General features: G+C 72.9%; 19 protein-coding genes and 1 tRNA gene. 12 read left to right on the plus strand and 8 right to left on the minus strand.

Annotated features, from left to right (window positions below; all coding sequences use genetic code 11):
- Window positions 1-72: 72 nt before the first annotated feature.
- Together N4G70_RS07735 and N4G70_RS07740 are read right to left on the minus strand one after the other, a co-directional pair.
- Complete coding sequence (locus N4G70_RS07735) at window positions 73-1635, minus strand: carboxylesterase/lipase family protein (protein ID WP_261711723.1); 1563 nt, start codon at window positions 1633-1635, stop codon at window positions 73-75.
- Between the two features lie 163 nt (window positions 1636-1798).
- Complete coding sequence (locus N4G70_RS07740) at window positions 1799-2005, minus strand: hypothetical protein (protein ID WP_261711724.1); 207 nt, start codon at window positions 2003-2005, stop codon at window positions 1799-1801.
- 344 nt (window positions 2006-2349) lie between these two features.
- On the opposite strand from N4G70_RS07740, the gene N4G70_RS07745 reads away from it, so the two are divergent.
- Window positions 2350-3687, plus strand: a complete 1338-nt coding sequence (locus N4G70_RS07745) for a serine hydrolase (RefSeq protein WP_261711725.1) — start codon at window positions 2350-2352, stop codon at window positions 3685-3687.
- Window positions 3688-3758: 71 nt separating this feature from the next.
- Here the strand turns inward: N4G70_RS07745 and N4G70_RS07750 are convergent, their stop codons facing one another.
- A complete protein-coding gene (locus tag N4G70_RS07750) occupies window positions 3759-5180 on the minus strand; it encodes a PQQ-like beta-propeller repeat protein (protein WP_261711726.1) in 1422 nt (473 codons plus the stop codon).
- A gap of 845 nt (window positions 5181-6025) precedes the next feature.
- Between N4G70_RS07750 and N4G70_RS07755 the strand changes: the two genes are divergently transcribed.
- On the plus strand, window positions 6026-6922 hold the full coding sequence (locus N4G70_RS07755) for a hypothetical protein (RefSeq protein WP_315904228.1): 897 nt from the start codon (window positions 6026-6028) through the stop codon (window positions 6920-6922).
- Between the two features lie 55 nt (window positions 6923-6977).
- On the opposite strand, the gene N4G70_RS07760 is transcribed toward N4G70_RS07755, so the two are convergent.
- Window positions 6978-8762 carry a M4 family metallopeptidase gene (locus N4G70_RS07760; RefSeq protein WP_261711727.1) on the minus strand — a complete coding sequence of 595 codons (1785 nt, stop codon included), beginning with the start codon at window positions 8760-8762 and terminating at the stop codon, window positions 6978-6980.
- Between the two features lie 395 nt (window positions 8763-9157).
- Between N4G70_RS07760 and N4G70_RS07765 the strand changes: the two genes are divergently transcribed.
- From N4G70_RS07765 to N4G70_RS07775, 3 genes are all read left to right on the plus strand, one after another.
- The gene (locus N4G70_RS07765) at window positions 9158-12922 is read left to right on the plus strand and encodes a helix-turn-helix domain-containing protein (protein WP_261711728.1); all 3765 of its coding nucleotides are present in this window, start codon (window positions 9158-9160) and stop codon (window positions 12920-12922) included.
- 192 nt (window positions 12923-13114) lie between these two features.
- A complete protein-coding gene (locus tag N4G70_RS07770; RefSeq protein ID WP_261711729.1) occupies window positions 13115-14005 on the plus strand; it encodes a C40 family peptidase in 891 nt (296 codons plus the stop codon).
- Window positions 14006-14051: 46 nt separating this feature from the next.
- Entirely contained in the window at window positions 14052-14429 is a 378-nt protein-coding gene (locus tag N4G70_RS07775; protein ID WP_261711730.1) for a hypothetical protein, read from the plus strand.
- A 98-nt stretch (window positions 14430-14527) separates the two neighbouring features.
- Here N4G70_RS07775 and N4G70_RS07780 read toward each other — a convergent pair whose 3' ends face one another.
- Entirely contained in the window at window positions 14528-15505 is a 978-nt protein-coding gene (locus N4G70_RS07780) for a serine protease (RefSeq protein ID WP_261711731.1), read from the minus strand.
- A gap of 249 nt (window positions 15506-15754) precedes the next feature.
- On the opposite strand from N4G70_RS07780, the gene N4G70_RS07785 reads away from it, so the two are divergent.
- Window positions 15755-16801: a PHP domain-containing protein gene (locus N4G70_RS07785; RefSeq protein ID WP_261711732.1), complete on the plus strand. Its 1047-nt coding sequence runs from the start codon at window positions 15755-15757 to the stop codon at window positions 16799-16801.
- Between the two features lie 160 nt (window positions 16802-16961).
- Here N4G70_RS07785 and N4G70_RS07790 read toward each other — a convergent pair whose 3' ends face one another.
- On the minus strand, window positions 16962-17144 hold the full coding sequence (locus N4G70_RS07790) for a hypothetical protein (protein ID WP_261711733.1): 183 nt from the start codon (window positions 17142-17144) through the stop codon (window positions 16962-16964).
- Between the two features lie 215 nt (window positions 17145-17359).
- Here N4G70_RS07790 and N4G70_RS07795 point away from each other — a divergent pair.
- From N4G70_RS07795 to N4G70_RS07805, 3 genes are all read left to right on the plus strand, one after another.
- Window positions 17360-17433 (plus strand) — tRNA-Met (locus N4G70_RS07795).
- A gap of 228 nt (window positions 17434-17661) precedes the next feature.
- Window positions 17662-18186 (plus strand): DUF3592 domain-containing protein, encoded by a 525-nt coding sequence (locus N4G70_RS07800; RefSeq protein WP_261711734.1) that lies wholly within the window; start codon window positions 17662-17664, stop codon window positions 18184-18186.
- Between the two features lie 100 nt (window positions 18187-18286).
- Entirely contained in the window at window positions 18287-18988 is a 702-nt protein-coding gene (locus tag N4G70_RS07805; protein WP_261711735.1) for a ribonuclease H, read from the plus strand.
- Window positions 18989-19072: 84 nt separating this feature from the next.
- Here the strand turns inward: N4G70_RS07805 and N4G70_RS07810 are convergent, their stop codons facing one another.
- Window positions 19073-19747 carry a hypothetical protein gene (locus N4G70_RS07810; RefSeq protein WP_261711736.1) on the minus strand — a complete coding sequence of 225 codons (675 nt, stop codon included), beginning with the start codon at window positions 19745-19747 and terminating at the stop codon, window positions 19073-19075.
- A gap of 254 nt (window positions 19748-20001) precedes the next feature.
- The gene (locus N4G70_RS07815; protein WP_261711737.1) at window positions 20002-21135 is read right to left on the minus strand and encodes a glutamate--cysteine ligase; all 1134 of its coding nucleotides are present in this window, start codon (window positions 21133-21135) and stop codon (window positions 20002-20004) included.
- 354 nt (window positions 21136-21489) lie between these two features.
- On the opposite strand from N4G70_RS07815, the gene N4G70_RS07820 reads away from it, so the two are divergent.
- The 3 genes from N4G70_RS07820 to N4G70_RS07830 all read left to right on the plus strand — a co-directional run bounded on the left by N4G70_RS07820 (window position 21490) and on the right by N4G70_RS07830 (window position 24995).
- Complete coding sequence (locus N4G70_RS07820) at window positions 21490-21975, plus strand: DUF6299 family protein (RefSeq protein WP_261711738.1); 486 nt, start codon at window positions 21490-21492, stop codon at window positions 21973-21975.
- A 357-nt stretch (window positions 21976-22332) separates the two neighbouring features.
- A complete protein-coding gene (locus N4G70_RS07825; protein WP_261711739.1) occupies window positions 22333-23604 on the plus strand; it encodes an MFS transporter in 1272 nt (423 codons plus the stop codon).
- A gap of 95 nt (window positions 23605-23699) precedes the next feature.
- A complete protein-coding gene (locus N4G70_RS07830; RefSeq protein WP_261711740.1) occupies window positions 23700-24995 on the plus strand; it encodes a condensation domain-containing protein in 1296 nt (431 codons plus the stop codon).
- The last annotated feature ends 93 nt before the right edge of the window (window positions 24996-25088 follow it).

Raw genomic sequence — 25088 nt, forward strand, 5'->3', positions numbered from 1 at the left:
GACATACTCTCCGCAACGGCCCGACCGTCGTCGGACCCGATCAAGCGCGGCGCGCCCCGGGGCAGGACGCGTTCAGGCGGGGCTCGCGGATCCTTCCCGCTGCGACACCAACTCCATGGGTGCGAAGTCGTGTTGGGTCCAGATCCGGCGCGAGGCCTCCTGAGGACAGGGCTGTGTGTACGGCTCCGCTGCGAACACCCGGGTCAGCCGTTCGCCGGTGCGGTAGGCCGCCCAGCCGGGGTCGCCGTGGGCCGCGAACGCGGTCCACGCCCCGCCCATCGCCTCCGACACGGCCTCCGCCTCGGCCGAGGGCTCCTCGCCGAGCAGCATCGTGGCGATGCCGCCGCGCAGCGTCCCGAACACCAGCGGCACATCCAGGCCATGACAGGCACCGAGCGCCCCACCCAGCCCGGGCGCGGGCCACGCGAGTTCATAGGCGTACGCGGTGCCACCGCCCGCCGCGTGCGCCTCGGCGAGACCCAGACTCGGCATCCGGAACAGCCAGTCGGACATGACGAGGTCCTGCATCGTGGTCGGGTCGGCCCCGGGCCACGCCGCCCGATAGGCCGCCGCGCCCTCACTGCCGGGCGCGAACCGCGACAGCACGGTGTCGGCCTCGTCCTGGGTGATTCTTCCGTGGCGGCCCGACATCACCGTGAACACCCGCGCCTCGTCCCGGTTGTACCCCACGACCAGATCGACCTCACGGCCGTGCCCGGCCCGCAGCGCCTCCCAGGGCGAGCGGGGCAGCACCTCGCCGTCGACCACCGGCGCGAACGGCAGATGCGCGTGGGCGATGCGGCCCCACCGCTCGCCGTACTGCGTGATCTTGCCGAGCACCGCGTCCGCCGCGTCCCGCAGCGCGCCGGGTGCCACCGGGGCCAGCGCCTCCAGCGTGGCCGGCAGGCCGAGTTCGGCGGCCACGCTCGCCCCGACGTCCGAGGCCAGCGCCGGGCTGAAGACCGACCCCGGCACGCTCTGCGCCACGGCGCGCCGGAACAGGCCCGCGGCCCGGGGCATGGCGAGCAGCGCGGCGATCGCACCCGCGCCCGCCGACTCGCCGAACACGGTGACCCGGTCCGGGTCGCCGCCGAACGCCGCGATGTTGTCCCGCACCCACTCCAGGGCGGCCATCTGGTCGAGGAGCGCCCGGTTGGGTACCGCGCCCTCGAAGTGGCCGTACCCCTCGGCGCCCACCCGGTGGTTGAACGTCACGACGACCGTGCCCCGGCGGGCCAGCGCGGTGCCCTCGTAGGTGGGCCCTTCGGCCGTGCCGACCAGGTAGGCGCCGCCGTATATCCACACCAGGACGGGCAGTCGGGCCGTCGGGCCCGGGTCGGGGGACCACACGTTCACGGTGAGCCACTCGTTCGAGCCGCTCGTGTTCTCGGGCCCGGCGCCGAACCCCAGGGCGAGGGACTGCGGGGGAGTGGGCCCGAACGAGACCGCCTCGCGTACGCCGTCCCAGGGCAGGGCGGGCACGGGTGGCGCCAGGTGCAGGGGGCCGACCGGCGGCTGGGCGAACGGGATGCCGCGGAAGACCGCCATCCCGTCCGCCATGCGTCCTCGGACGGTCCCTGAGGTGGTACGGATCTCGGGTGCGCGGGTCTCAGGTGCACGGGTGGGTCCGGTCATGTGATGTCCCTTCTCGGCAGCGGGACTCCACGATACGGAGCCGAGGGGGACGACAGGCGGACGGCAGCGGCGGGCGGTGTGGAAGGCAGGCGTCAACTCCCTGCGGAATGAGGCCAGTTGAGACGATGACTGTTAGACCTTGAGGTGCCGCCCCCCGGCCAGACTAGGGGACCTCCCGCAGATACAGGGCGCCGCAGGTGTGGCAGAACGGGCGCGCGCTGTCCGTGCCCCAGGCGTCGTCCGGCAGTTCGGCCGCGCCCTCGGCCAAGTCGCGTCCGCACATGGACCGTTGCTCCTCGCCGCGGACCATGTGCCATTCCTTCAGGGTCTCGCCGTCGGGGAGCTTCTCGGCAACGATGTGATGACGCACAGGTGACTCCTCTTCCGTCTCGGGCCGCGCCCGGCCGCCCGGCCGCGGAAGCCGGGCGGGGCCCGGCCTTTCGACACTGTCACCGCTGCCACGCCGACGCATGCGGAAGACCCGCCGAAGGGGGCGGGGCGCCGGGCGCCGCCGTCCGCCGTGAGTGGGGCGCGGCCGAGGTGCGGCGGCCCCGCCACCGCCCGCCACCGTGGCCGAGAGTGGCTCCTCCGTTCGGCGCAGCACGCCGGCGGCAAGATCGTCCCCCGGGATGATCTGCCCGGGTCGGGACCCTTGCGAGAGTTGATGGCCGTTCGTCCCTGAACCCCGGCCCGCCCATCGAAGGGAAGACCTCCATGTTCTCGTCCCGCCCGGACCGCCGACGCGCACGCGTCGCCGGCACCACCGCCGCCCTCGCGGCGGCCCTGCTGGCGACCGTGCTCCCGGCCCAGGCCGCGCCCTCTCCCACACCAGCCGCCTTCGCCTCCGAAGGTGCGGCCACCGCACCGGGCGGCCTGGACCGCGAGGCGCTCGGTGCGTCCCTCGACGCGGTCCACGCGGCGGGCATGTACGGAGCCAACGCCGCGGTCCGCGACGGCGGGCAGCGGTGGCTGGGTGCCACCGGGGTCGCCGACACCGGCACCGGCCGTCCCATGCGGCCCAACCTCCAGCACCGCGTCGGCAGCGTCACCAAGGCGTTCACCTCGGTGGCCGTACTCCAGCAGGTGGCAAGGGGCCGCATCGACCTGGACGCCCCGATCGGCCGCTATCTGCCCGAGACGGTGCCGGGCGAGCGAGGGCAGGCCATCACGGTACGGATGCTGCTCAATCACACCAGCGGCATAGGTGACTACGTCCTGGGCGCGTTCCCCTCCCTGGGGCAGATGTCGACCAAGAGCCTGGACGACAACCGCTTCCACCACTTCCGGCCCGAGGAGCTGGCCCGCCTCGGCATGGAAGCGGCGCCCACCGGCAGGCCGGGCGAGAGATGGTCGTACTCCAACACCAACTACGTCGTCGCCGGAATGCTCATCCAGAAGGTCACGGGCGAGGACCCCGAGGACTACATCACCCACGCCGTCATCCGGAAGGCAGGGCTGCGCGACACCTACTTCCCGCGCTCGCCCCGCATCGCGGGCCCCCACTCCAAGATGTACGAGTCGTACTACGGGCTCATCGACCCCCCGCGCGACTACAGCGTGTACAACATGTCATGGGCCGGGACGGCGGGCGCGCTGGTCTCCACGACCGCCGACCTCGACGACTTCTACCGCAAGCTCCTGCGGGGCCAACTCCTGCCCGCGGCCCAGCTCCACGAGATGCAGACGACGGTCCCGGTCCGCGACGACAACGGCACGACCGTGATGAACTACGGCCTGGGCATCTACGCCCTGGACCTGCCGTGCGGACGCTTCTGGGGACATGACGGAGCGGTCTTCGGCGCCGGCACCAGCGTGCTGTCCAGCGCGGACGGCAGGCGCCAGCTGGCCCTGACCTACAACTTGATGAAGTATCAGAAGGTGGGCGCCGACGGGAAGTTGGAGCCGAGCCCGATCGACGCGGCCCTCAACACGTTCGCCCTCCAGGCGCTGTGCCCGGCGGGCGCGGGGGAGCGGCCGAGCAGGCCCGCCGCCCCGGTCGTGCCGCTGCCGCGCACCCAGGACCTCGCCCCGATCGCGGCCCCGCGCCACTGATCGTGAGGACATCCGCCCCTCGTGGTCCGGTCTCGGACCCCGAGGGGCGGTTCCCGTTGGGCGCTACCCGGTTACTTGCCGAAGGACAGTGCCGCGTGCGAGCTGAGGCCGGGCTTCGGGGTGTTCACGCGGCTGTTGAGCAGGAACACGCGGCCGCCCGACCACGCGAGCCGCGGGGTGAAGAAGTAGCTCTCGGCTCCCGAGGCCGCTTGGGGGCTCTGCAGGAATACCTGGGGGGCGCCGCCCGTCGGCGCGATGCTCGCGACCGCCGCCGCCAGGGCGTGGCCGGAGTGCAGATACACCACCACCTTGCCGTCCTCGACGGCGAGCGGGCGCACCTCGCGGGTCTGGGGAGGAGTCGAGCGCCATTTCTCCTTGCCCGTGTTGAGGTCGACGGCGATGATCTGGGTGCCGTCGGCGCTCTTGGTCATATCCGTCTCGTTGCCGTCGCCGGCGAGATACAGCGTCTGGGCGTCGGCCACCGAGCCATAGCATTCCTCAAGCTCGTCCACGCTCTGGCCGAAGCCGCTGCACACCCCGGGAATCTGGAACTTGGGCTCGAACTGGGAGCGGAGCTTTCCGTCCGCGGTGAAGGCCAGGATCTTCCAGGTCTTGCCCTCGTGCGGCAGCGCGGTCACCACCAGCGGCTCCACAGAGAGGACCTGGCCGATGCGCCAGGTCTTGTCGTACTGGTAGCTCCACTTGGGCCTGCCCGTCGCCGGGTCGAGTTCCTGGAGCAGGTCGCCCGGCTGAGCGTTGAGATCGCCCCCGTCGAAGCAATAGCCCGCGCTGATCAGTCGCACTCCTCCGGCGAACGCCTGCGACGAGCATCCGCCGCTCTTCTGGACGTCGTACAGCTTGTGGCCGTCGACCACGGAGAACCCGGTCGCGCCGCCCGTCCACGCCACGGCGACGGTGTCGCCCGTGATCGCCATCTTGAGGGTGAGCGCCGAGGTGCCGCGGCGGTCCTCGGTCCTGACCGCCTTCCAGCCGGTCTTGCCGGTGGCGAGGTCGACCTGCTGGAGGATGGTGCAGTGCGCGCCCTTGGCGTTGCTCTCCAGGAGCCCGACGACCAGCTTGTTCTGCGCGGAGGGCGCGCGTGGCACCCCGCACAGGGGGGTGTCGAAGGTGATCTTCCAGCGCTCCTTGCCGTCGGCCGCGCCATAGCCGGCGACTTCCTTGTACATCGCCCTGGCCACGACGTCTCCGACCCGCCACGGGCCGTACTGCTCGGCGCCCGACTGGGTGAGCGGGGTCTCGTTCTCGTTCAGCCAGACGCGCGCCTCGCCCGCCTTGATCCCCGCGTTGGGGTCGTAGTCCCCGCCGCCTTCGCCGGTGCCCTTGCCGTTGCCCTGGTCGACGGTCGGCGGACCCGACGGGGTGGGCGAGGCGTGGGGCGCCGCGGTGGGCGAGCCGCCCTTGTGGCCGTCGACGGCGTAGTACACCCCGCCGCCCACGACCAGGAGTCCCGCCACCAGCGCGGCGACGATCAACCGGCGTCTGCCGCCGGACTGGCCGCGGGAGGGCGGGGGCGGTATCGAGGCCGGGGGTGCGGGAGGCTGCCCGAAAGCACCGAACGGCCCCGGCTGGGGCTGCCCCGGTATGCCGTAGGTGCCTGGCTGTGCCGGGGGCCCAAACGCGCCCGGCTGTACGGGAGTTACATATGCCCCCGGGTGCGGCGGCCCCGGAGTCGCATAGGGCCCTGACGGTCGTGGAGCCTCATATGGCCCTGACGGTCCCGGAGCCCGATAAGGCCCTGACTGTTCCGGAGTCCCATAGGGCCCTGGTTGTGGGGGAGCGCCAAAGGCACCCGGCGCCGAGGGAGTTCCATAGGTGACCGGCCGGCCCGGCGCCGCATAGGGCCCCGGTGCTCCCGGAGTTCCCGAAGCCGCGGGCTGCGCGGGAGGCCCAAAGGTGCCCGGATGTCCGGGAGTTCCATAGGGCCCCGGCTGGTGCTGCTGCGGCGGCTGGGGGTAAGGGGGCACGGGCGTCGGCCCCGCGGCCGCCGGTTCGGAGCCGAACTGGGCGGGCGGCGGCAGGAGTTGGCCCGGGCCGGGCGGCGGGGCGCCGGTCGGCGGACGGGGGGCGGCGTCCGGACGGTTCGGTTCCGCTGTGCCATCGGGTTGTGGCAGTTCACCGGGGTTGCGAGCGGTCATGGGCCCAGTGTGACCCGTGGCGCTCCACGGGTGGGAGGACGTTTCATCGGGAGCCTCAACGCATTTCATCGCAGGCGCGGTTGCGGGTGGCCTGATTCGACCGGGCCGTGTTCCCAAGCGCCGCCGCCGTCCCCATGCTCGGGCGGGGGACCGGCGAAGGAGCGAGAGAGGACGGGTACGCGATGAGCGAAGTCCAGCCGAACGGGCCGGGAGCGTCGGTGGGGGTGGAAGTGGCGGAGGCCCCCGCCGCACACGCGATGGCGCGGTTCGACGCGATCTACGACCAGCCCGACCCCCGGGCCTACTTCAAGGTCCTGGGCCCGCTCGCCTACCGCACACCCGGCCACGCCCAACACGTCTTCCGCCGACTGAAACGGGCCCTCTCGACCGGGTCGGCCGCGACACCCCTGACCGTGCTCGACCTGTGCTGCTCCTACGGGATCAACGCGGCCCTGCTGAACCACGACGTGACCCTGGAGGACCTGTACGACCGGTACACCTCCCGCGAGGCCGCCTCGATGAGCACGGCCCAACTGATCGCCTGGGACCGGGAGTTCTTCGCCGCGCGGCGCCTTTCCGATCCGGCTCGCGTCATCGGGCTCGACACCGCCGCCCGGGCCGTCGCCTATGGGCGTGCCGTCGGGCTGCTCGCGGACGGGTTCGCCGAGAACCTGGAGTCGGCGCCGCCCGGGCCCGCCCTGTGCCGGGCGGCGCGGGACGTCCGTCTGATCACGGTCACGGGCGGCTCCAGCTTCCTGTCGCACCGCACGTTCAGGCCGCTGCTCTCGGCGGCGCGCCGGCCCGTGTGGGTCGCGTCCTTCGTCCTGCGCACCGCCTCGTACGTGAACGTCGCGCAGTGCCTCGCCGCGTTCGGCCTCGCCACCGAGCGGGCCGAGCCGACCTTCCCCCAGCGCCGCTTCATCGACGAGCGCGAACGGCGCTATGCCATCGACGCGGTGGTCGCGGCCGGCCTCGACCCCGGGGGCAAGGAGGGCGACGGCCACTTCCACACGGCGCTGCATCTGTCGCGCCCCACCAGCGATGTGGTGATGACGCCGCTGGACACCCTGGTGCCGTAGCACCCGGACATGCCGCTGCCGCCCCACGGTCGCGGGGCGGCAGCGGCGTACTCGATCAGCTTCCGGAAGGGGCGTTCGCGGGCGTCACGTTGACGGCGGCCCAGGCCTTGTTCACCGTCGCGTACTCGGTGCTGCTCGCGCCGTAGAGGTCGGCGGCCGCGCTCAGCGTGGCGGTTCGGGCGCCGTGGAAGTCGGTCGTGGAGACCATGTACCGGGTGAGCGCCCGGTAGAAGATCGCCGTGGCCTTGTCCCGGCCGATGCCGGCCACCGTGGAGCCGTCGTAGGTCGGCGAGTCGTAGGCCACGCCGTTGATGGTCTTCTTGCCGCTGCCCTCGGCCAGCAGGTAGTACGCGTGCGAGGAGACGCCGGAGCCGGCGTGGACCTCGGTGTCGTACGACGCCTTGGACCAGTAGTCGACCGTGCCCTCCAGCTTGTCGAGGGAGGGCTTGTCCAGGCGGCGCAGGAACGTCTGCTGGAGGCCGAGCTTCTCGCCCATCAGGTAGTTGGGCGGGTTGTTCGGGTTGTTGGTCGCGAACTCGACCGCGCTGCCGAAGATGTCGGCCAGCGACTCGTTCAGCGCGCCGGGCTCGCCGAACTGGTTGTCGTTGGCGTCGACCCGGGTCGGCTGGAGGTTGGCCGTCGCGTCGACGACGCCGTGGGTGAGCTCGTGGCCGGTGACGTCGAGGACGACCAGGGGCTGCGCGAAGGTCTGCCCGTCACCGTCGCCGTACAGCATGCAGCCGCAGTCGGAGTCCCAGAAGGCGTTGCCGACGTTGCTGCCGAAGTGCACCAGCGCGTGGGCGCCGGCTCCGTCGTTCTTGATGCCGTTGCGGCCCAGGGTCTTCTTGTAGAAGTCCAGGGTGCTGGTGATCCCGTACTGCGCCTCGACGGCGGCGGTGGCGCGGTTGGTCGCCTTGCCGGTGCCCCAGCGGTTGGTGGTGCTGGTGAACGCCTTGCCGCCGGAGAACTGCTCCAGCTGCTTGTTGCCGGCGTCGCGGGTCTCGGTCTGGCCGCGGCTGGGGTCCTTGAGGGTGAACGCGCTCGCCGCCGTCTGCGTGGTGGTCAGCGGCACGCTGCCGACGAACAGGGACGCGCCGGTGCCGTTCGCCGCCGCCGGGAAGCCGGTCGCCCTGGAGGAGGCGAACGGGGCCGGGGAGGAGGATCCCAGCGCGGGGCTGAGCTTCTGGCCGCTCCTGCGGAGCTTGTCCTGGACGCGGGGCGACAGGAAGGAGTCGTCGGCCGGGGCGTTGCTGAGGACGGTTCCGGTGGCCGCGTCGACGACGACGGTGCGGCTGCCGGACTCGGTGGTGGCGCTGTCCGTCACCTGGATCCGGTAGGCGAGCGCCGAGTGCCCGGCGCGGGCGTCCACCACGAGCTGGGCGGCGCCCGCGGTGCCCCGGGCGGTGGCGGCGGCCTTGGCCCGGGCCTGTGCGGCCGTCAGCTTGGCGTCGGTGGTGGCCACCTTCACCTGCTGCCGCAGCGCCCGGGTCACACCGGTGTAGCCGGATCTCTTGTCCAGGTGGATGACCAGGTCCCCGCCGAGGACGGGGAGGCCGCGGTGCGAGCGGACGAAGCGGACGTGCTGCTTGCCGTCCGGGTCGACCAGTACGTCGGTGGCCGAAAGCGTGTCGTCCTTGCCGACGCCGGTGTCCGACGCGTGGGCGAGGGCCGCGGTGCGGGCCGCGTCGATCACCGGCTGGAAACCGGCGGTGGCGGCGGGGGCGGTGGCCCCCGGGGTGGCGGGAGCGGCGAAGGCCGTGGCCCCGCCTCCCGCGGTGATGGTGACGGCCGTGGTGACGGCCAGGGCTATCGCGAGGCTGCGTATGTGGGGTGTACGCACGGTGGGGGGTCCTTAGTGGTGCGGGGGCGGTCGGCTCAACCGCCCGTACGCACGGTGCTGTTGTGCACCGCGGGGACCATGAGGTCCCGGCCGGAACCCTGCTATGCCTGGCATGAACATGTAAAGGGGGATGATCGAATTCCGTGCTCCCGGAACCCAGATTTAACAATCAACGGTCATCCGGGTGGCCAAAAGGTGTCCAACACCTCGCCCACCGGCCCAGATGCGAGATCGGCCGGAAAGGTTGCCTCGCACACGCGCGTTCCGCACGGCGCCGGGTGACGTATCACCGGCTTGCCGAACGAACCCGGCGGCCACGTCCGTTGGTGACCGGAACCGGACGAAGTTCATCCTTTTCCGGCGTACGCCCCGCCCGTCACGGAAAGGTAGGGGGCGTGCCAACGGACGACGAAACGGCCGACGGATTCGCAGCCGAGCTGCGGCGCCTGCGAGGCCTGCGCAAGGTGTCCCTCACCGGACTGGCCCGCTCGATCCACTACAGCAAGGGATACCTCAGCAAGATCGAGAACGGCAGCAAGCCCCCCACCCTCGACGTGGCCCGCCGCTGCGACGACGCGCTCGACGCGGGAGGCACCCTCCTGCGCCTGGTCCCCGAACCGGCGGCCGTCCCCGCGCCCCGCACCGCCCAGGGTGGCCCCGCCGAGACGGACCTGTGCCCCTACCGGGGCCTCGCCGCCTACGGTCCCCAGGACGCCGAGTGGTTCTACGGCCGCGAGAGCGCGACCGCCGAACTCACGGGCCGGCTCGCCGAACGCATGGGCCGCGGGCCGCTCGCCGTCGTCGCGCCCTCCGGCGCCGGAAAGTCCTCGCTCCTCCAGGCCGGGCTGCTGCCCGCGCTGCGCCGCGGCGCCCTGCCCGTTCCCGGCTCGGGCCTGTGGCCCGTCGTCGTGTGCACCCCGACCGCCCACCCGTTCAAGGAACTCCTGCGCTGCGCGGCCGACGTGCTCGGCTCGGCCGGCGCGGAGATCACCCCCGAGACGCTGGTGCGACGGCCCGCCACCCTGCTCGACGCGTCCGCCGAACGCGGCGGCGGAGGCGGCCTCGTCCTGCTGGTCGACCAGTTCGAGGAGGCCTTCACCCTCTGCGAGAACGACCGCGAGCGCCGCGACTTCGTCGCCGTGCTCCACGCCCTGGCCACCGCACGCGCCGCCGACGGCACCACCGCGCGCACCGCGGTCGTGGTCGGTCTGCGCGCCGACTTCTGCGGCCGCTGCCTCGACCACCCCCGCCTCGTGGAAGTCTTCACCCACGGCCTGTTCGCGCTCGGCCCGATGTCCGGCGCCCAACTGCGCCAGGCCATCACCGGCCCCGCCGAACGCGCCGGACTCAGCCTCGAACCCGGCCTGGTGGAACTGCTGTTGAGGGATCTGGGCACCGACTCGGCGGCCTCCGTCGGCTCGCTCCCGCTGCTCGCCCACGCCCTGCTCGTCACCTGGCAGCAGCGCACCAGCCGCACCCTGACCGTGGCCGGCTACGAGACGACGGGCGGCATCCACGGCGCCGTCGCCCGCACCGCCGAATCCGTCTACGGACGGCTCGACCCGGCCGAACAACTGGCTGCGCGCCGGCTGCTCGTCCGCCTCGTCCACGTCGCGGACGACACCGCCCAGACCCGTAAACCCGTCGAACGCGAGCTGCTGATCCGGCAGTTGGGCGACCCCGAGCCCGGCACCCGGGCCCTCGACGCCTTCGTGCGGGCCCGCCTGGTGACCGCGGGCAGCGAAACGGTGGAGATCACCCATGAGGCGCTGCTGCACGCCTGGCCCCGGCTGCGCGGCTGGATCGACGCCGACCGCTCGGGCCTGGTACTGCGCCAGGAGGTCTTCGACGCCGCCACCCAGTGGGTACGAGCGGGCCGCGACCCGAGCCTGCTCTACCGCGGCAGCCGGCTCGCGGCCGTCCGCGACCACGCGCGACATGCACAGCACATCGGTCAACTCGGCCCACAGGAAAGGGAGTTCATCAAGGCGTGCGAAGCCGAGGAAGGGCGTGGAGTGCGCGGCGCGCGACGCCAGGTCCGCATCCGCCGCACCCTGCTCGTCACCCTGGCCGGCCTCCTCGCGCTCGCGGTGACGGCCGGGGCACTCGCCTTCCAGCAGAGCCGGCGCGCCCTGCGGGAGAGCCGCACCGCCCAGTCGCAGGCCCTGGCCGTGCGCTCCGGCGCGCTCGCGGCCGGTCAGCCGGAGGCCTCGATGCTGCTCGCCGCCGACGCCTACCGCACCGACCGCACCCCGCAGGCGCGCGGCGCCCTGCTCAGCACCCAGGCGCAGTACTTCGACGGACGGCTGCGCGAGCACACGGGGCCCGTCAACGCGGTGGCCTTCAGCCCCGACGGCAAGACCCTCGCCTCGGCGAGCTCCGACGCCACCGTGAAGCTGTGGGACCCCGCGAGCCACCGCGTCACCGCCACCCTGACCGGCCACACCGGCGCGGTCACCTCACTCGCCTACAGCGCCGACGGCACCCGCATCGCGACGGCGGGCGCCGACGGCACCGTACGGCTGTGGAACACGGCCACCCACCGCATGACCGCGACCCTGCCCGGACACCAAGGGGCCGTCCGCTCCGTGGCGTTCAGCCCGGACGGCCGCACCCTCGTATCGGGCGGAACCGACCACACCGTACGGCTGTGGAACGTGTTCGACGCCACCGCGCGCGCGGTGCTGGCCGGACACGGCGACGCGGTCATGGCGGTGGCCTTCAGCCCCGACGGACACAGCGTGGCCTCCGCCTCGGCCGACCGCACCGTGCGGGTCTGGAACGTGACGGGCGGCGCGCCGCCGACGGTCCTCACCGGCCACAGCGACCAGGTGCTCGGCGTGGCCTTCAGTCCCGACGGCCACACCCTCGCGTCCGGCGGCGCGGATCGCACCGTACGGCTGTGGAACCTGCCCGACGCGTCGGTGCGCGCGATCCTGACCGGGCACAGCGACGACGTCAACGCCGTCGCCTTCAACCGGGCCGGAGACACCGTCATCAGCGCCGGCGGCGACGGCACCGTCAAACTGTGGGACGCCGTCAACCACCGCGTGGTCGCCACCCTGTCCGGCCACACCGACTACGTCCTCGCGGTCGCCGCCGGACCGGACGAACGCCTGGCCACCGGCGGCTTCGACCAGTCCGTGGTGCTGTGGGACCTGGGCCGCTCGGCGCTCACCGCACGGCCGTTCACCGAGGCGTGGCAGTCCGCCTTCTCGCCCGACGGGGGCCTGCTCGCCTCGGCGCAGGCCGACCGCACCGTACGGCTGTGGGACGTGCCCCGCCACCGGCTGCGCGCCACGTTGACCGGCCATGACGGCTCGGTGTTCGCCGTGGCCTTCTCGCCCGACGGGCGCCTCGTCGCCTCCGCGGGCGCCGACCGCACCGTCCGTCTCTGGGAGGTCGCGAGCGGCCGCCTCCAGGCGACCCTGACCGGGCACGACGGCTCGGTGTTCGCGGTCGCCTTCTCACCCGACGGGCGGCTGCTCGCCTCGGCCAGCGCGGATCGCACCGCCACCCTCTGGGACGTCGCCACCCGGCGCCCCCACGCCACGCTCCAGGGGCACGAGGACTTCGTCAACACGGTCGCCTTCAGCCCCGACGGCCGCACCCTGGCCACCGGAAGCGACGATCTGACGGTCCGTCTGTGGGACGTGCGCGAGACGGGCCGCGGCGCGCGCACCGTCCTGCGCGGCCACACCGGCTCGGTGCGCTCCGTCGCCTTCGCCCCCGACGGCCGCACCCTGGCCAGCGGGGGCAACGACGGGACCGTACGCCTGTGGGACCCGCTGCGCGCCACCGCCGCCGGCGTCCTCGCCGGGCACAGCGGCTCGGTGCGGGCGGTCGCCTTCAGCCCCGACGGCGAGACCCTCGCGAGCAGCGGAAGCGACCAGACCGTCCGTCTGTGGAACCCGGCCCGCGCCGAACACATCGCCACGCTCAGCGGACACACCGGCGCCGTCTGGGGCGTCACCTTCGACCCGCGCCTGCCCGGCACGCTGGCGAGCAGCAGCAACGACGGCACCGTACGGCTGTGGAACACCGACGTGCCGCGCCAACAGGGGCAGGTGTGCCGTCTGTTGGGCGACACGGGGCGCGACCGCTGGGCCCTCCTGCTGCCCGACCTGCCCTACCGACCCCTGTGCCCGGCCACCGACTGACCTGCGCGAACGCGGTGTTTCCCAGGTGTTTCCCGTTTCCCGACGGCACAGGAGACACCGGGGTCCTCGACAGCGTCCCGGCACGAGGCCAGTCTCGGAACATCGCGGCGGACCAACCGGCTTCGCACCGGAATGCGCCGCGTCCGCCGGGCAGTGCTCCGGCGCACGTACGACGAAACGGGGAACACTCACATGCACCACACCCTTGCCGGAGCACGGCGGACCTTCGCCGCGGCGGGCCTGGTGGCCGCCTGCGCCGTCCTGCCGGCCGCCCAGCTCTCCTTCGCGACCGCCCCCTCGGCGTCCGGGACGACCATCCGCACCACGGCGGCCGCCGGCGGCTGCGACGTCCTGGCTCCCGGCGCCTCGGCCGCCGCCGAGGCCGCGGTCCGCGCGGCCTGCTCCCAACTCGGCGTCTGGTACAGCTGGGGCGGCGGCCACGGACCGCAACCCGGCGCCACCTACGGCCAGATCGACCCCACCGACCCCGCCAGCAACCACGACCCCGAACGGCGCGGCTTCGACTGCTCGGGCCTGGTCCGCTACGCCTACGCCCAGGCGACGGGCGAGGACATCCTGAACGGCACCGCCAACAGCCAGTACCACTCCTCGCGCGTCACCGCCCGGTTCGGCGCCGGCCAGGGCACCGGGCCGCTGCTGCCGGGAGACCTGCTCGGGTGGGGCGGCGCCAACTCCATCCACCACATCGCCGTCTATCTGGGCGCGGGCAAGATGGTCGAGGCCCGCCAGTCCGGCACCCATGTGATGGTCAGCGACGTACGCCTCGGCGGCGACTACAACGGCGCCGTACGCATCGGCGGGACCCCGGGCCAGAACGGCACGTTCTCCACCTGGGGCACCGATGTGTGGACGCACGTCGAGCCGTCCACCACGAGCGGCCGGGCCAACAAGTTCGCGGGGCCCACCCGGGTCAAGGTCGGATGCCAGAAGCACGCCCAGCTCGTCGAGGCCGACGGCTACCGCAACGACGCGTGGTCCTACCTGCCCGACTACAAGGCGTGGATCACCAACATCTACATCCAGGGACCGGCCTGGCTGGACGGCGTCCCCACCTGCGCCTGACCGCCCGGCCCCACCACAACCACCCGTACGACACCAGGAGTTCGCAGTGAACGCACGCAAGAAGATCGCTCTGTTCCTCTCCGCCACCGCGCTGACGGCCGGCCTCACCGCGACCGGCCTGCCCCTGGCCGCCGCCGCACCCGCCAAGCCCGCCGCCGAGTGCGGGGTCCGCTCGGACGGCCGGCTGTACTGCGGCAACGCGGTCGGCGCGAGGGGCTACGCCGACCGTTCCTACCGCTCGGCGACCCGCGGCACGCTCGACACGGGGTTCAACTGGTTCGTGTGCTGGGGCCACGGCGACCCGCACCAGGGCGGCAACGACATCTGGTACTGGACGCAGCTCGACAACGGCGCCTGGGGCAACGTCCCGGCCGTGAGCGTACGCACCAACCAGGACCCGGCCCCCGGCCTGCGCGAGTGCTGACCCCGGCACCGCGCTGAAGCACCGGGCCGCCCGTCGAATCCCCCGACGGGCGGCCCGGCCCCTTGCGCCGAGACGGGCGCAACGGAACTGACGCCTCGTCAGGGAGTGAACGGCGCATCGCGCAGCGCGGCCCCCTGCGCCGTCTCGAAGAGTGCCCTGAGACCCGCGTCGAAGCGTGCCGTGTACGAGATGTCGTCCGCGAAGCCGCCGCCCCGTTCGGCCCCGCCGAGCACCCCGACCACAAGGCCCGCGCCGTCCTGCGCCGAGATCACCCAGGGGCTGCCCGACACCCCGGTGGAGAAGCCCGCGCACCGGGCCTGGCGGAAGTCGTCGTAGGCCGGCTGGGCGTCCACCGTGCAGGTGTGCTGGCCCGGCCGGTCGTGCGGATACCCGATGAGCGTGACCCGGCTGAGGTCGGCGGCGAGCCGCTCGGGGTGCGCGGGGAGGCGGAACGCGGAGCCGACGGCCTCCTGGACGCTCCTGCCGCCGACTCGCGCCACCCGCACGAAGGCCCAGTCGTACGGCCAGTTCTCGGCACCCTTGCGGGCCTCGGCGTAGCGCGGGTCGGCGAGCGCGGAGAGTACCGGCCACTCGCCCCGGGGGGTGAGCCCGTCGTGATAGCCGGGCGCGAACGTGGCCCCGTCCAGCGGGAGGCAGTGCGCGGCCGTCACCAGCAGATCGCCGTGTCGGCTGTCCACGACGGCGGCCGTGCAGGACTGCCGTCCCCCGGGCCGCAGAAACACCCCGACCACCGGGTACGAACACGCGGACCGCAGATCGTGCGGGTCGGGGCGGCGCTGCTCGGCCGCACAGGCCGCCGACCGCTCCGGGCCGGCCCGGAGCCGGCCCAGCCCGTCCGTCCCGGCATCGTCGGAGCCGCCGAGGTACCGCGCGGCCGTCGCCCCGGGCGGACCCGCGGCCGGTGTGCCGGCTCGCGCGGCCCCGGGGGTGTGCGAGGCCGAGGAGAGTGAGGCGGTGGTCGGGAAGGGGGTGGGGGCGCCCGGCCAGGAGAGGGCCACCCCGCAGGTGAGGACGCCCAGCAGCACCGCCCCCAGGGCGGCGCGGAAGCCCGCCATGGATCCATGGCGCCCGTGCGCATCTCTTCGCATAAGCACTCTGGCGAGGCTAGGGCCCGGACGTGTGCGTCGGCCGCCCCGACATGACCGCCGACCGGGCTCAACACCAGGACGGCCGTACGCGGGGGCCCGAGCGGGCGGGGGCGGCCGGAGTCCGGGGTCCGACGGCCTGCGAGCGGGGCGGGGCTGAGAGAAGCTGGGAGGGCGGCCGTCCGCCCCGCCCGAGGGGCCCTTGCGCAGGAGGTGTCCATGGATCCGGTAGCGGCCCTGAGGCGGATCGCCTTCCTGCTCGAACGCGGCCGGGGTGCCACCTACCGTGTCCAGGCCTTCCGTACCGCCGCAGCGGTGATCAAGGAGATGCCGCCGGACGAGCTCGCCGCACGCGCGGCCGTGGAAGGCCGGCTCGAATCCCTCAAGGGCATCGGCCCCAAGACCGCCAAGGTGGTGCGCGAGGCGCTGGCCGACGAGGTGCCCGGCTATCTTCAGCGCCTGGAGTCGGAGCTGGAGGCCGCGGCGCCGCTCGCCGTGGGCGGCGAGAGCCTGCGCGCCGCGCTGGTCGGCGACTGCCATCTGCACTCGGACTGGTCGGACGGGGGCAGCACGATCGACGACATGGGCAGCACGGCCGCCGAGCTCGGACACGAGTGGGCCGTCCTCACCGACCACTCGCCCCGCCTCACCGTCGCCCATGGCCTGAGCGCCGAGCGGCTGCGCGAGCAGCTGAAGGTGGTGGCCGAACTCAACGAGCGCTGGGCGCCTTTCAGGCTCCTCACCGGCATCGAGTGCGACATCCTCGACGACGGCTCACTGGACCAGGAGGACGAGCTGCTCGACCAGTTGGACGTCGTGGTCGTCTCGGTCCACTCCAAGCTCCGCATGGACGCCGCCGCGATGACCCGGCGCATGGTCGCGGCGGTGAGCAACCCGCTGGCCGACGTCCTCGGACACTGCACCGGCCGACTGGTCACCGGCCGGGGCCGTCCTGAGTCCGAGTTCGACGCGGACGCCGTCTTCGCCGCCTGTGCCGATGCCGGTACCGCCGTGGAGATCAACAGCCGCCCGGAGCGGCTCGACCCGCCGCGCCGCCTCCTTGGCCGGGCCGTCGAGGCGGGCGTCCTGTTCGCCATCGACACCGACGCCCACGCCCCGGGCCAGCTCGACTGGCAGATCTACGGCTGCGCCCGCGCCGAGGAATGCGGGGTCCCACCCGAGCGCGTCATCACGACCTGGCCGATGGAGGCCCTGCTGACCTGGACCCGTACCCGCGAGATCCCCGAGGCGGCGGAACGCGGATGAGCACCGCCCCTGCCGGCGAGCGGGGGAAGGCGCGAGGCGCGGGGGCTGAGGGGTGGCACACGCGGGGGTGCGGTCCGGGCGCCGGGACGACGCGCGAGAGCCGGGGTGCTCACCCGTGCTGAGTGAGCACCCCGGCTGCTGTGCCGTACCGGGTGCGGGGTCAGCCGCGGTCGGTGCCGGCGTCGCGCATCGCCTGCTCCATACGCTCCTGCGGGTCCTGCGCCGGGCGGCGCGTGCCGGACTCGTCGGGGCGACCGGAGCGCTGCTCCCGTCCCTCCGACGCCCTCGCCTTGGCCTGCTCGGCAGCCTGCGCCTTGTCCCGCATCTTCTCGGCCTTGCCCATGGAGATTCACTCCTGCGTGTGGGGGGATCGAACTCCTTCACGGTGACACGACCCCTCACGCGTCGCGCGTCGAACGATTACGAAGCGTGATGGCAGGGGGTGGGGTGAGGAGTGCGGTGGGGGCGGCGCCGCCACGCCCTGGAGCCACGGGCAGGGTCCGACGGTCCCCGGATGGTCGGAGCCCCGCTCCATGTGACGTAGGGTGGAGACATCGACGCGGGGTGGAGCAGCTCGGTAGCTCGCTGGGCTCATAACCCAGAGGTCGCAGGTTCAAATCCTGTCCCCGCTACGAAGATTCGGCCCCCCGGCACCCAGTGCCGGGGGGCCGAACTGCGTTCTTGACCGTCCCGGGTGGGCTCGGCACCCACCCCCAGGTCGGCTCCCGTGTGTGTCGTCACGCCGACCACACGTGTTCTGCGAAGGGGAACCGATGGGGGCAGCCGCGCATCTTTCCCGAGGGCACCAGTAGGTGTGTGGGGGTTCGAGGGGCCGTCGGGCTCGCACGGGGGGATGGGGCATGTTCGCTGCGGGTGGGGCCTTCGGGGTGGTCTTCGGGTGTGTGGGGCTGCTGTTCGCCGGTGTGGGAACAGGGGCACTGGTCTGGACGGTCCGCACCGTGTCGACGTACAAGCGCACCCTGCGCGAAGGCCTGAGGGCGGAGGCCCGCTGCCTGGAGACCTATGTGACGCGCCACCACCACTCCGACGGATACACCCACAGCCGGCGCCACCTCGTGGTCGGTTTCCGTACGGCCGACGGTTACGACGTCCGGGCCAAGGTGTCGTCCCGGCGGCCGTTCGTGGCGGGTGACAACATCCCCGTGCGCTATCTCCCGCAGCACCCCGACCGTGCGGTCACCGACGAGGCGCCGACCGGTGTGGGCGTCGTCTCCTGCCTGTTCGGCGGGGTCATGGTGGCCCTCACCTGCCTCGGTCTGTTCTTCGCCGCGATGGGCTTCGGAGCGGCCCTCTTCCTGGGTGCGTCGGCCGACGACGACGGCTCGGCCCCGCTACCGGCTCCGCGGATCAGCGTCCGGCCGTGAGCGACGCATGGAACCGGTGTCCGTTCCGCACAGATGGTCGCGCGCCCTGAGGGGCGGACGGGGATTTCTGGTGGGGGAGCGGCAATGGGATGATGGCGCGATGTCTGATCGTGTTGTTGTTGCCGCCTGTGACGGTGCGTCGAAGGGCAATCCCGGCCCCGCGGGATGGGCCTGGGTGATTGCCGATCCGCAAGGCCGGCCGGAGCGCTGGGGTGCGGGGCCGCTCGGTACCGCCACCAACAATGTCGGCGAGCTCACCGCCCTGGAACGCCTCCTCGAAGCCGTCGACCCCGGCACCCGGATGCAGGTGCGGATGGATTCCCAGTACGCCATGAAGGCGGTCACCCAGTGGCTGCCCGGCTGGAAGCGCAACGGCTGGAAGACCGCCGCCGGCAAGCCCGTCGCCAACCGTGAACTCGTCGAGCGCATCGATGAGTTGCTCACCGAACGGGATGTGGAGTTCGTCCATGTGGCCGCGCACCAGGTGGGTGGCGACCCGCTGAACGCGATCGCCGACCAGGCCGCGAGCGACGCGGCCACCAGCCAGCGGGCGGCCGGAACCGCCCTGGGCGACCAGGAGTTGCCGGTGCCGGCACCGGCCCGCGCCACCGCGACGCGCCCCAGGTCCGCCACCGTGAAGAAGGCGTCGTCCACCCCCAAGGCCACCGGCTCGGGCACCCCGCGCACCATCAAGGCGAAGTTCCCCGGCCGCTGCCCCTGCGGGCAGCCGTATGCCGCCGGCACTCCCATCATGAAGCGCGACGGGGGCTGGGGTCACCCGGACTGCAGCCCTGTGGTGTGAGGCACGGGGCTGCCATGTCACCTCTCCGGTGGGCGGCTTCGGGCGTCCTGCCGACCCTGCGCCGTATGACGGGTCGCGGGGCGGTCAGGCGGCGGTGACGGGGGTGGCCGCTTCCTCCCCCTTCTTGACGTCCTTGGCGTCGGAGCCCGCCGGCTCCTCGGACGGGGCGGTGGTGCCGGCGCCGTCGGGAGCCGTGTAGAAGACGGACCGACCCTGCCGGGTGCGCTGTGCCTGCCCCTTGGCCACGAGGTTTTCGAGGGTGTTGCGCACCACGGTGCCCGCGATCGTGCGCTCCGAGTGTGCCTCGGTGAGAGCCGCCGTGATCTCGGCCGCCGAGCGCGGCTCACCGCTCCGCGCGAGGTGGTCCGCGACAAGGTCCCGCAGGGTGGGCGCGCTGGACGCCTTGGCCTTGGCGGCCGGCTGCGCCTGCTTCTTGGTGGCGCGGGCCGGGGACTTGGCCGCCTTGCGCGCCTGGGGGACCCGAGCCGCCGAGGCCTCGGCGGTCTTCTTCCCGGTGTTCTTCGGGGCGTTGGCCGGAGGCTTGGTGTTGCCCTTGGCCCTGGTGGATGTGGTCGCGGCGGGGCTGCCGATCGCCTGGCGCATGGAGGCCAGCAGGGTGTGGTTGTTCTCCAGGACGCTCAACTGCTCCTGGAGGGCGCTGATCTGGGCCGCGATCTGTTCGCGTTCGGCGACGTTGCTGTCCAGATCACTCTGGATCTGAGCGGCGTACTGCGACTGGAGTGTGGTGCTGTCCGGCACGAGTCGTTCCTCCGGGGCGTGTGCGTACGTGATTGTTGCGGGATGTTACGCGCCTCACGTGTGCGGGGGCACCCACTTGACAGTAGATGAGACCGCGAAAGGTGATTGAGGTCGGCGCAACGGCCTTGTCGAGCACATGGAGTGAGGCCCCACCCTGAGATATGCGTCGTTCCGTGCAGGGTGTGTGCACACACCTCGAACCGTGGCGCCGATGTGCTACCGGATGTAGGTGGGGCCACCATGTGCCGCGGACATCACTCCGGTGTCATGTACCGGAGTTCGCGCTCGCCCACCGTGCGGCGCACACATGCCGCGACCACACTGCTCAGACTGCCGGTCCGGGCGAGCAGCGCGCGCTGGACGAGCGCGCCGTTGCCGTGGGCGAGCAGTTCCGCGGTCGTCTTGCGGGCCCAGACCAGGTCACCACTGTCGTCCAGGGCCTCCCGCACATGGTCGAACAGGGCATGGACGACGGTGGGTGCGGGAGCCGGACGCATGGTCAGCGGATGCAGCAGGTCGCCCTCCAGGCCCGAGCGCGCGGCCCGCCACGCGGCGAGGCGCAACAGCTGCACCCCATGGCCCAGGGGTGGCCGGCCGGCCCGCCAGTCACGGGCGGCGGTCTCGACCAGGGCGCGGCCCAGGCAGGCGACCAGCAGGGTGCTGGTGGCCTCCAGACACACATCCGCGACGCGGATCTCCACGGTGGGGTAGCGGTGGGAGAGCCGGGCGTCGAAATAGATCATGCCCCGGTCGCGCACCACACCACTGGTCACCATGGAGTCGACCTGGGCGTGGTAGCGCTCGGCCGAGCCGAAGACACCGGTCGGCCCGGACATGGGCCACCGCCCCCACACCCGGCTGCGATAGCTGCTGTACAGGGTGTCATTGCCCTGCCAGTACGGCGAGTTGCCGCTCAGCGCGGTCAGGACCGGCAGCCACGGCTGGATCCGGTCCACGACCGCGACCCCCTCGTCGTCCGATGCGACCGACACATGCACATGGCAACCGCAGGTGAGCTGTTCCTGGGTGGTCAGACCGAACTGCTCCTCCATCCACTGGTAGCGGTGGCTCACGTTGATGGCCGGCTGGGCGGGCAGCGGAGAGGTGGCGAGCGCGGCCACCTCCGCCCCGGCCTCCCTGGCGTGCCGGGCCGCCTCGCGGCGCCAGCGCACTATCTCCGCGCCGAGTTCGTCCATGTCGGTCTGCGGATGTGTGCCGAACTCGAGCTGCTGGCCCTGGAGTTCACCCGCGAAGGTCTCCCTGGACGCACCGCCTCCCGCGGCGGCGCACTTCGCCAGACGGGCCAGCACCTCCGAGGAGAGGGCACAGGGGTGCCCGGTGCCCGGGTCGACCAGGAGCAGTTCCTCTTCCACGCCTACGGTGCGCAAAATGACGCTCCCATCCTGTCCGGGCGCCGCCGGGCGGCACGGAAAACGGCCGGGGGCACCAGCATGCCCGGCTCGCGGCCCCCGCGGTTCCCGGTGAGGGGCCCTCTTTCGGTCACACCCCGAGGCCCCCGGAAACCCCCGGCCCCAGCGGTCACGCGGGCGCCCAGTGCCCCTTTACCGCACCAGCGGCACCACCGCTCCGGACACGCCACCGACCGGGGGTGAATCCCCGGCGGGCGGGCGCCGCCACGGTATTGCTTGGGGCGCGAGCGCCGGGGTGGACTCCGCGGCCTCGCGCCACCACAGGAACGTCGCGGCACCTCGCGAACGTAGGGATGAAGGAGAGATCTGCCGATGCGCGCACCTCTTGTCGCCGCCGGGGCCGTCGCCGCCGCGGGAGCCCTGCTCGGCCCGGCCCCCGGCCCCGCCGTCGCGGCACCGCGACCGTCAACTCCCGCCTCCGCCCCGGTCGTCGTGGCCCCGACCATCACCGCCGACCCGACGGGGAAGGTCTCGCCGACCGGCACCGTCACCCTGACCGGCACGTACAGCTGTCCCGCGCAGTCGAAGAGCGGCCCGGTCTTCGTGTCGAGCTCGGTCGGGACGGGCTCGGCCGCGACGGGCTCGGTGCGGTACGGCCTCAACAGCACGGTGGCCCAGTGCGACGGCTCTCCGCACCCCTGGAGCAACCAGGGAAAGCTCTCCGGCGCGTCCATCGTGCCCGGCCCCACCGACGTCCAGGCGGTCCTGGTACGGCTGGACAAGCACGGCTGGCTGCCGCTGCCGGCCATCCTCGCCACCGACCGGCACCCGGTGGATCTGCGTCTCGCGCAGGACTGACGGGCGGGGCCGCCGGAGCCGGGCCCGGCACCCCCGACGGCTGAGAGCGCTCCAGGTTCCATGCGCAAGTGTGGGAGCGGTGAGTTTCGGACATACCTGCATTCATGGGGTCGGGGGTGCGCTGTCCCCCCAAAAACCTTCGCCTCGCGACGGGCGGAGTCCTGTGTCCACAGGCCTCAACACCAGCAATTCATGCGGTCGTTGCCCGGATCTGGCCGATGATTCTCTTGATCCATTGACAGAATGGCACAAGAAACGACCGAAAGTGTCCTGTTTGTTTTGACTCCTGATCGGCGCGAGGTGAAGGTCTCGTGCATGTCCCCTTCGTCCCAGGCCGCTTCCGGTGGTCCGCTCCGTATGCGCGATTTCCGACTGCTGCTCGCCGGAGCGGCGGCCGGACAGGTGGGTGCCCAGGTCACTCTGGTCGCCCTGCCCCTGGTGGCCGTGCTCGAACTCAAGGCCCCCGCCTTCCAAGTGGGACTGCTCACCGCCGCCGAGACCGCCGCGTTCCTGCTCATCGGACTGCCCGCCGGCGCCTGGGTCGACCGGATGCGGAAGCTGTCGCTGATGATCCGTGCCGACGTCGTGCGCTCCCTGGCCATGGCCAGCGTCCCGCTCGCGGCGGTGGCGGACGCGCTGACCATGGCCCAGCTTTATGTGGTCGCCCTGGTCGTGGGCGTCGCGACCGTCTTCTTCGACGTGGCCCACCAGAGCTATCTGCCCCAACTCCTGCCCCGGGAGCACCTGGTGGCCGGTAACGGCGCCCTGGAGACCGTACGGTCCTCGGCGCAGGTGGCGGGGCCGGGCCTGGGCGGCGGTCTCGTCCAGCTCGTCGGCGCCCACCTGGCCATCGTGGCCGACGCCATCGGCTACGCCGTGTCCGCCCTGTTCCTGGTGGCCATCCGCCGCCCCGAGCCCAAGCCCGAACCGGTTCCCGAGGCGTCCCTGCGCAAGGAGGTCGGCGAAGGCCTGCGCTTCGTCCTCGGCCACCCGCTGCTGCGCGTCATCGCGGGCACCACCGGCCTCGGCAACTTCTTCACCGCCATGCTGATGGCCACGCAGACCGTCTTCCTGGTCCGGGTCCTCGACCTGGCACCGGCCGCGGTCGGCGTGATGCTCTCGGCCTCCGCCGTGGGCGGACTCGCGGGCGCCCTCTGCGCGGGCCGCCTGGCCCGGAGCTTCGGCCAGGCCCGCATCATCTGGCTCTCCGCCCTGGTGTCCGGGCCGTTCGCGCTCCTGTGGCCGCTGTCCGGCAAGGGCGCGGCCGCGGCGCTGTTCGCACTCGCCTCCGGCGTGGTCTTCTTCGGCGCCGTGGTCTACAACGTCGCCCAGGTGAGCTTCCGTCAAACCCTGTGCCCGCCGCGCCTGTTGGGGCGGATGAACGCCACCCTGCGCTTCCTCATGTGGGGCACCCTGCCGCTCGGCGCGCTCGCCGGCGGCGCCGTCGCCGAGGCGTCGGGCGCCCGCTCCGCGCTGTGGATCTGCGCCATCGGCTTCCTCGTCGTACCCCTGCCGCTGCTGCTCTCCCCGCTGCGCCGCATGCGCGACCTGCCCGAGACCGAGCACCCCGAGGACGACCAGCGCCAGGACGCGGCGCCCGGACACGACGAGAGCGTCCCCGTCGCCTGACCCACCCCAGGGCAACCCCCGGTCAACCCCCCACGACCGCCCGCACGTTCACGCCGCCCCCCACGCCGAGTGTTTCCGACCCGAGAGAGGATCACGTGCTCCCCAGCATCACGGGCCAGTATCTGGCCCGCTACCAGCGCCTCGGCGCGGGTGACCCGGCGGCGGCCGCGCTGCTGCCCGTCACCGGGGCCCAGCGGCGCTTCCTGCTCGTACGCTCCCTGGACCCGGCGGGCCGGGCGGACATCGTCCCGATGTTCTTCGCGTTCCCGCGCGGCACCGTCGACGCGGCACGGCTGCGCGCCGCCGCCAACCACCTGGCCGCCCGCCACCCCGTCCTGCGCTCCGAGGCGTGTGTCGTACGCGGCACCCCCGTCCTGCGGCCCGCGGCGGCCGACGTACCCCTGGAGCACGTGTCCTGCGCGGCCGGCGAGAGCGCGCAGGACGCGCTGCGCCGGGTGCTCGCCCAATGGGCGCCCAACGGGCCGCCGCTGCGCCTGTTCCTCGCTCACGACGGCCCGCGCGCGCAGGAGGAACTGCTCGCCGTCGTCCTGGACCACACCGCCTGCGACGGACAGTCGCTCGCCCGCATCGTCGAGGAACTCGGCGCGTCCTACCGCGACCGCCTCGGCCCGGACGACGTGCCGCCCGCCGAGGCGGCCACCGAACTCGCCGCCTACCGGGACGCCGTCCTGCGCCAGCTCGACGCCGAGGACCGCGCCGCCTCGCCCCGCACCCTCGCGTACTGGGCCGAACGGCTGCGCACCGCCCGCGAACAGGCCCCGCTGCCCGGCACGCGCACCGTGGCCGCCGAACCGCCCAGCGGCGCAACCGAGTTGAGTATCGCGTCACCCGCCGGGGGAGTGCCCTTCCCCGCGCTGCTCGACGCCTGCCGCGCCGCGGCCGCCGCCCTGTACGGGAGCGGCACGGTATCGCCCATCGGCTACCCGTGGGGAGGGCGCCCGGTGGGCGCGGAGCCGGTACTCGGCTGCTTCCTCAACACCGTGGTCTTCCCGGCCGACACCCAGGGCCCCGCCTCGCCGGACGTCACGGCCACCGACTGGTGGGACGACCTGGACCGCGCCGACACCCCCTTCGACGAAGTGGTGCGGGCGGCCCGCGCGGGCGGCTCCGCCTGGTCGGGGCGGCTCGACGGCCTGCTCACCGTGGACGACGCCCGCCACCGCGCCCCCCTCGGACTCGACGGGACCACCGGCCGCGAGGTGCACATCGGCGGCCGCCAGGTCCGCGCCCCCTTCGCGGTGTCCGCGACCCAGGGACCCGAACTCCACCTCCGCATGGTGTGGGACCGCACCGTCCTCGACGACGACGCGGCCGAATCCGCCTTCGCGGCCCTGTGCGCGGCACTGCCCGCCGAGGCCCCGGCCCGCTAGCCCCACCCCTGCCGCACGCGGCCGACGACCTCTCACCGCGTGCCCCTCGAACCCCCAGTATCCGGCCGGGCCGCGCGATCCGCGGACCGGTCG

Origin of the sequence: Streptomyces sp. ASQP_92 (assembly GCF_025399895.1) — a bacterium.
GTDB lineage: Bacteria > Actinomycetota > Actinomycetes > Streptomycetales > Streptomycetaceae > Streptomyces.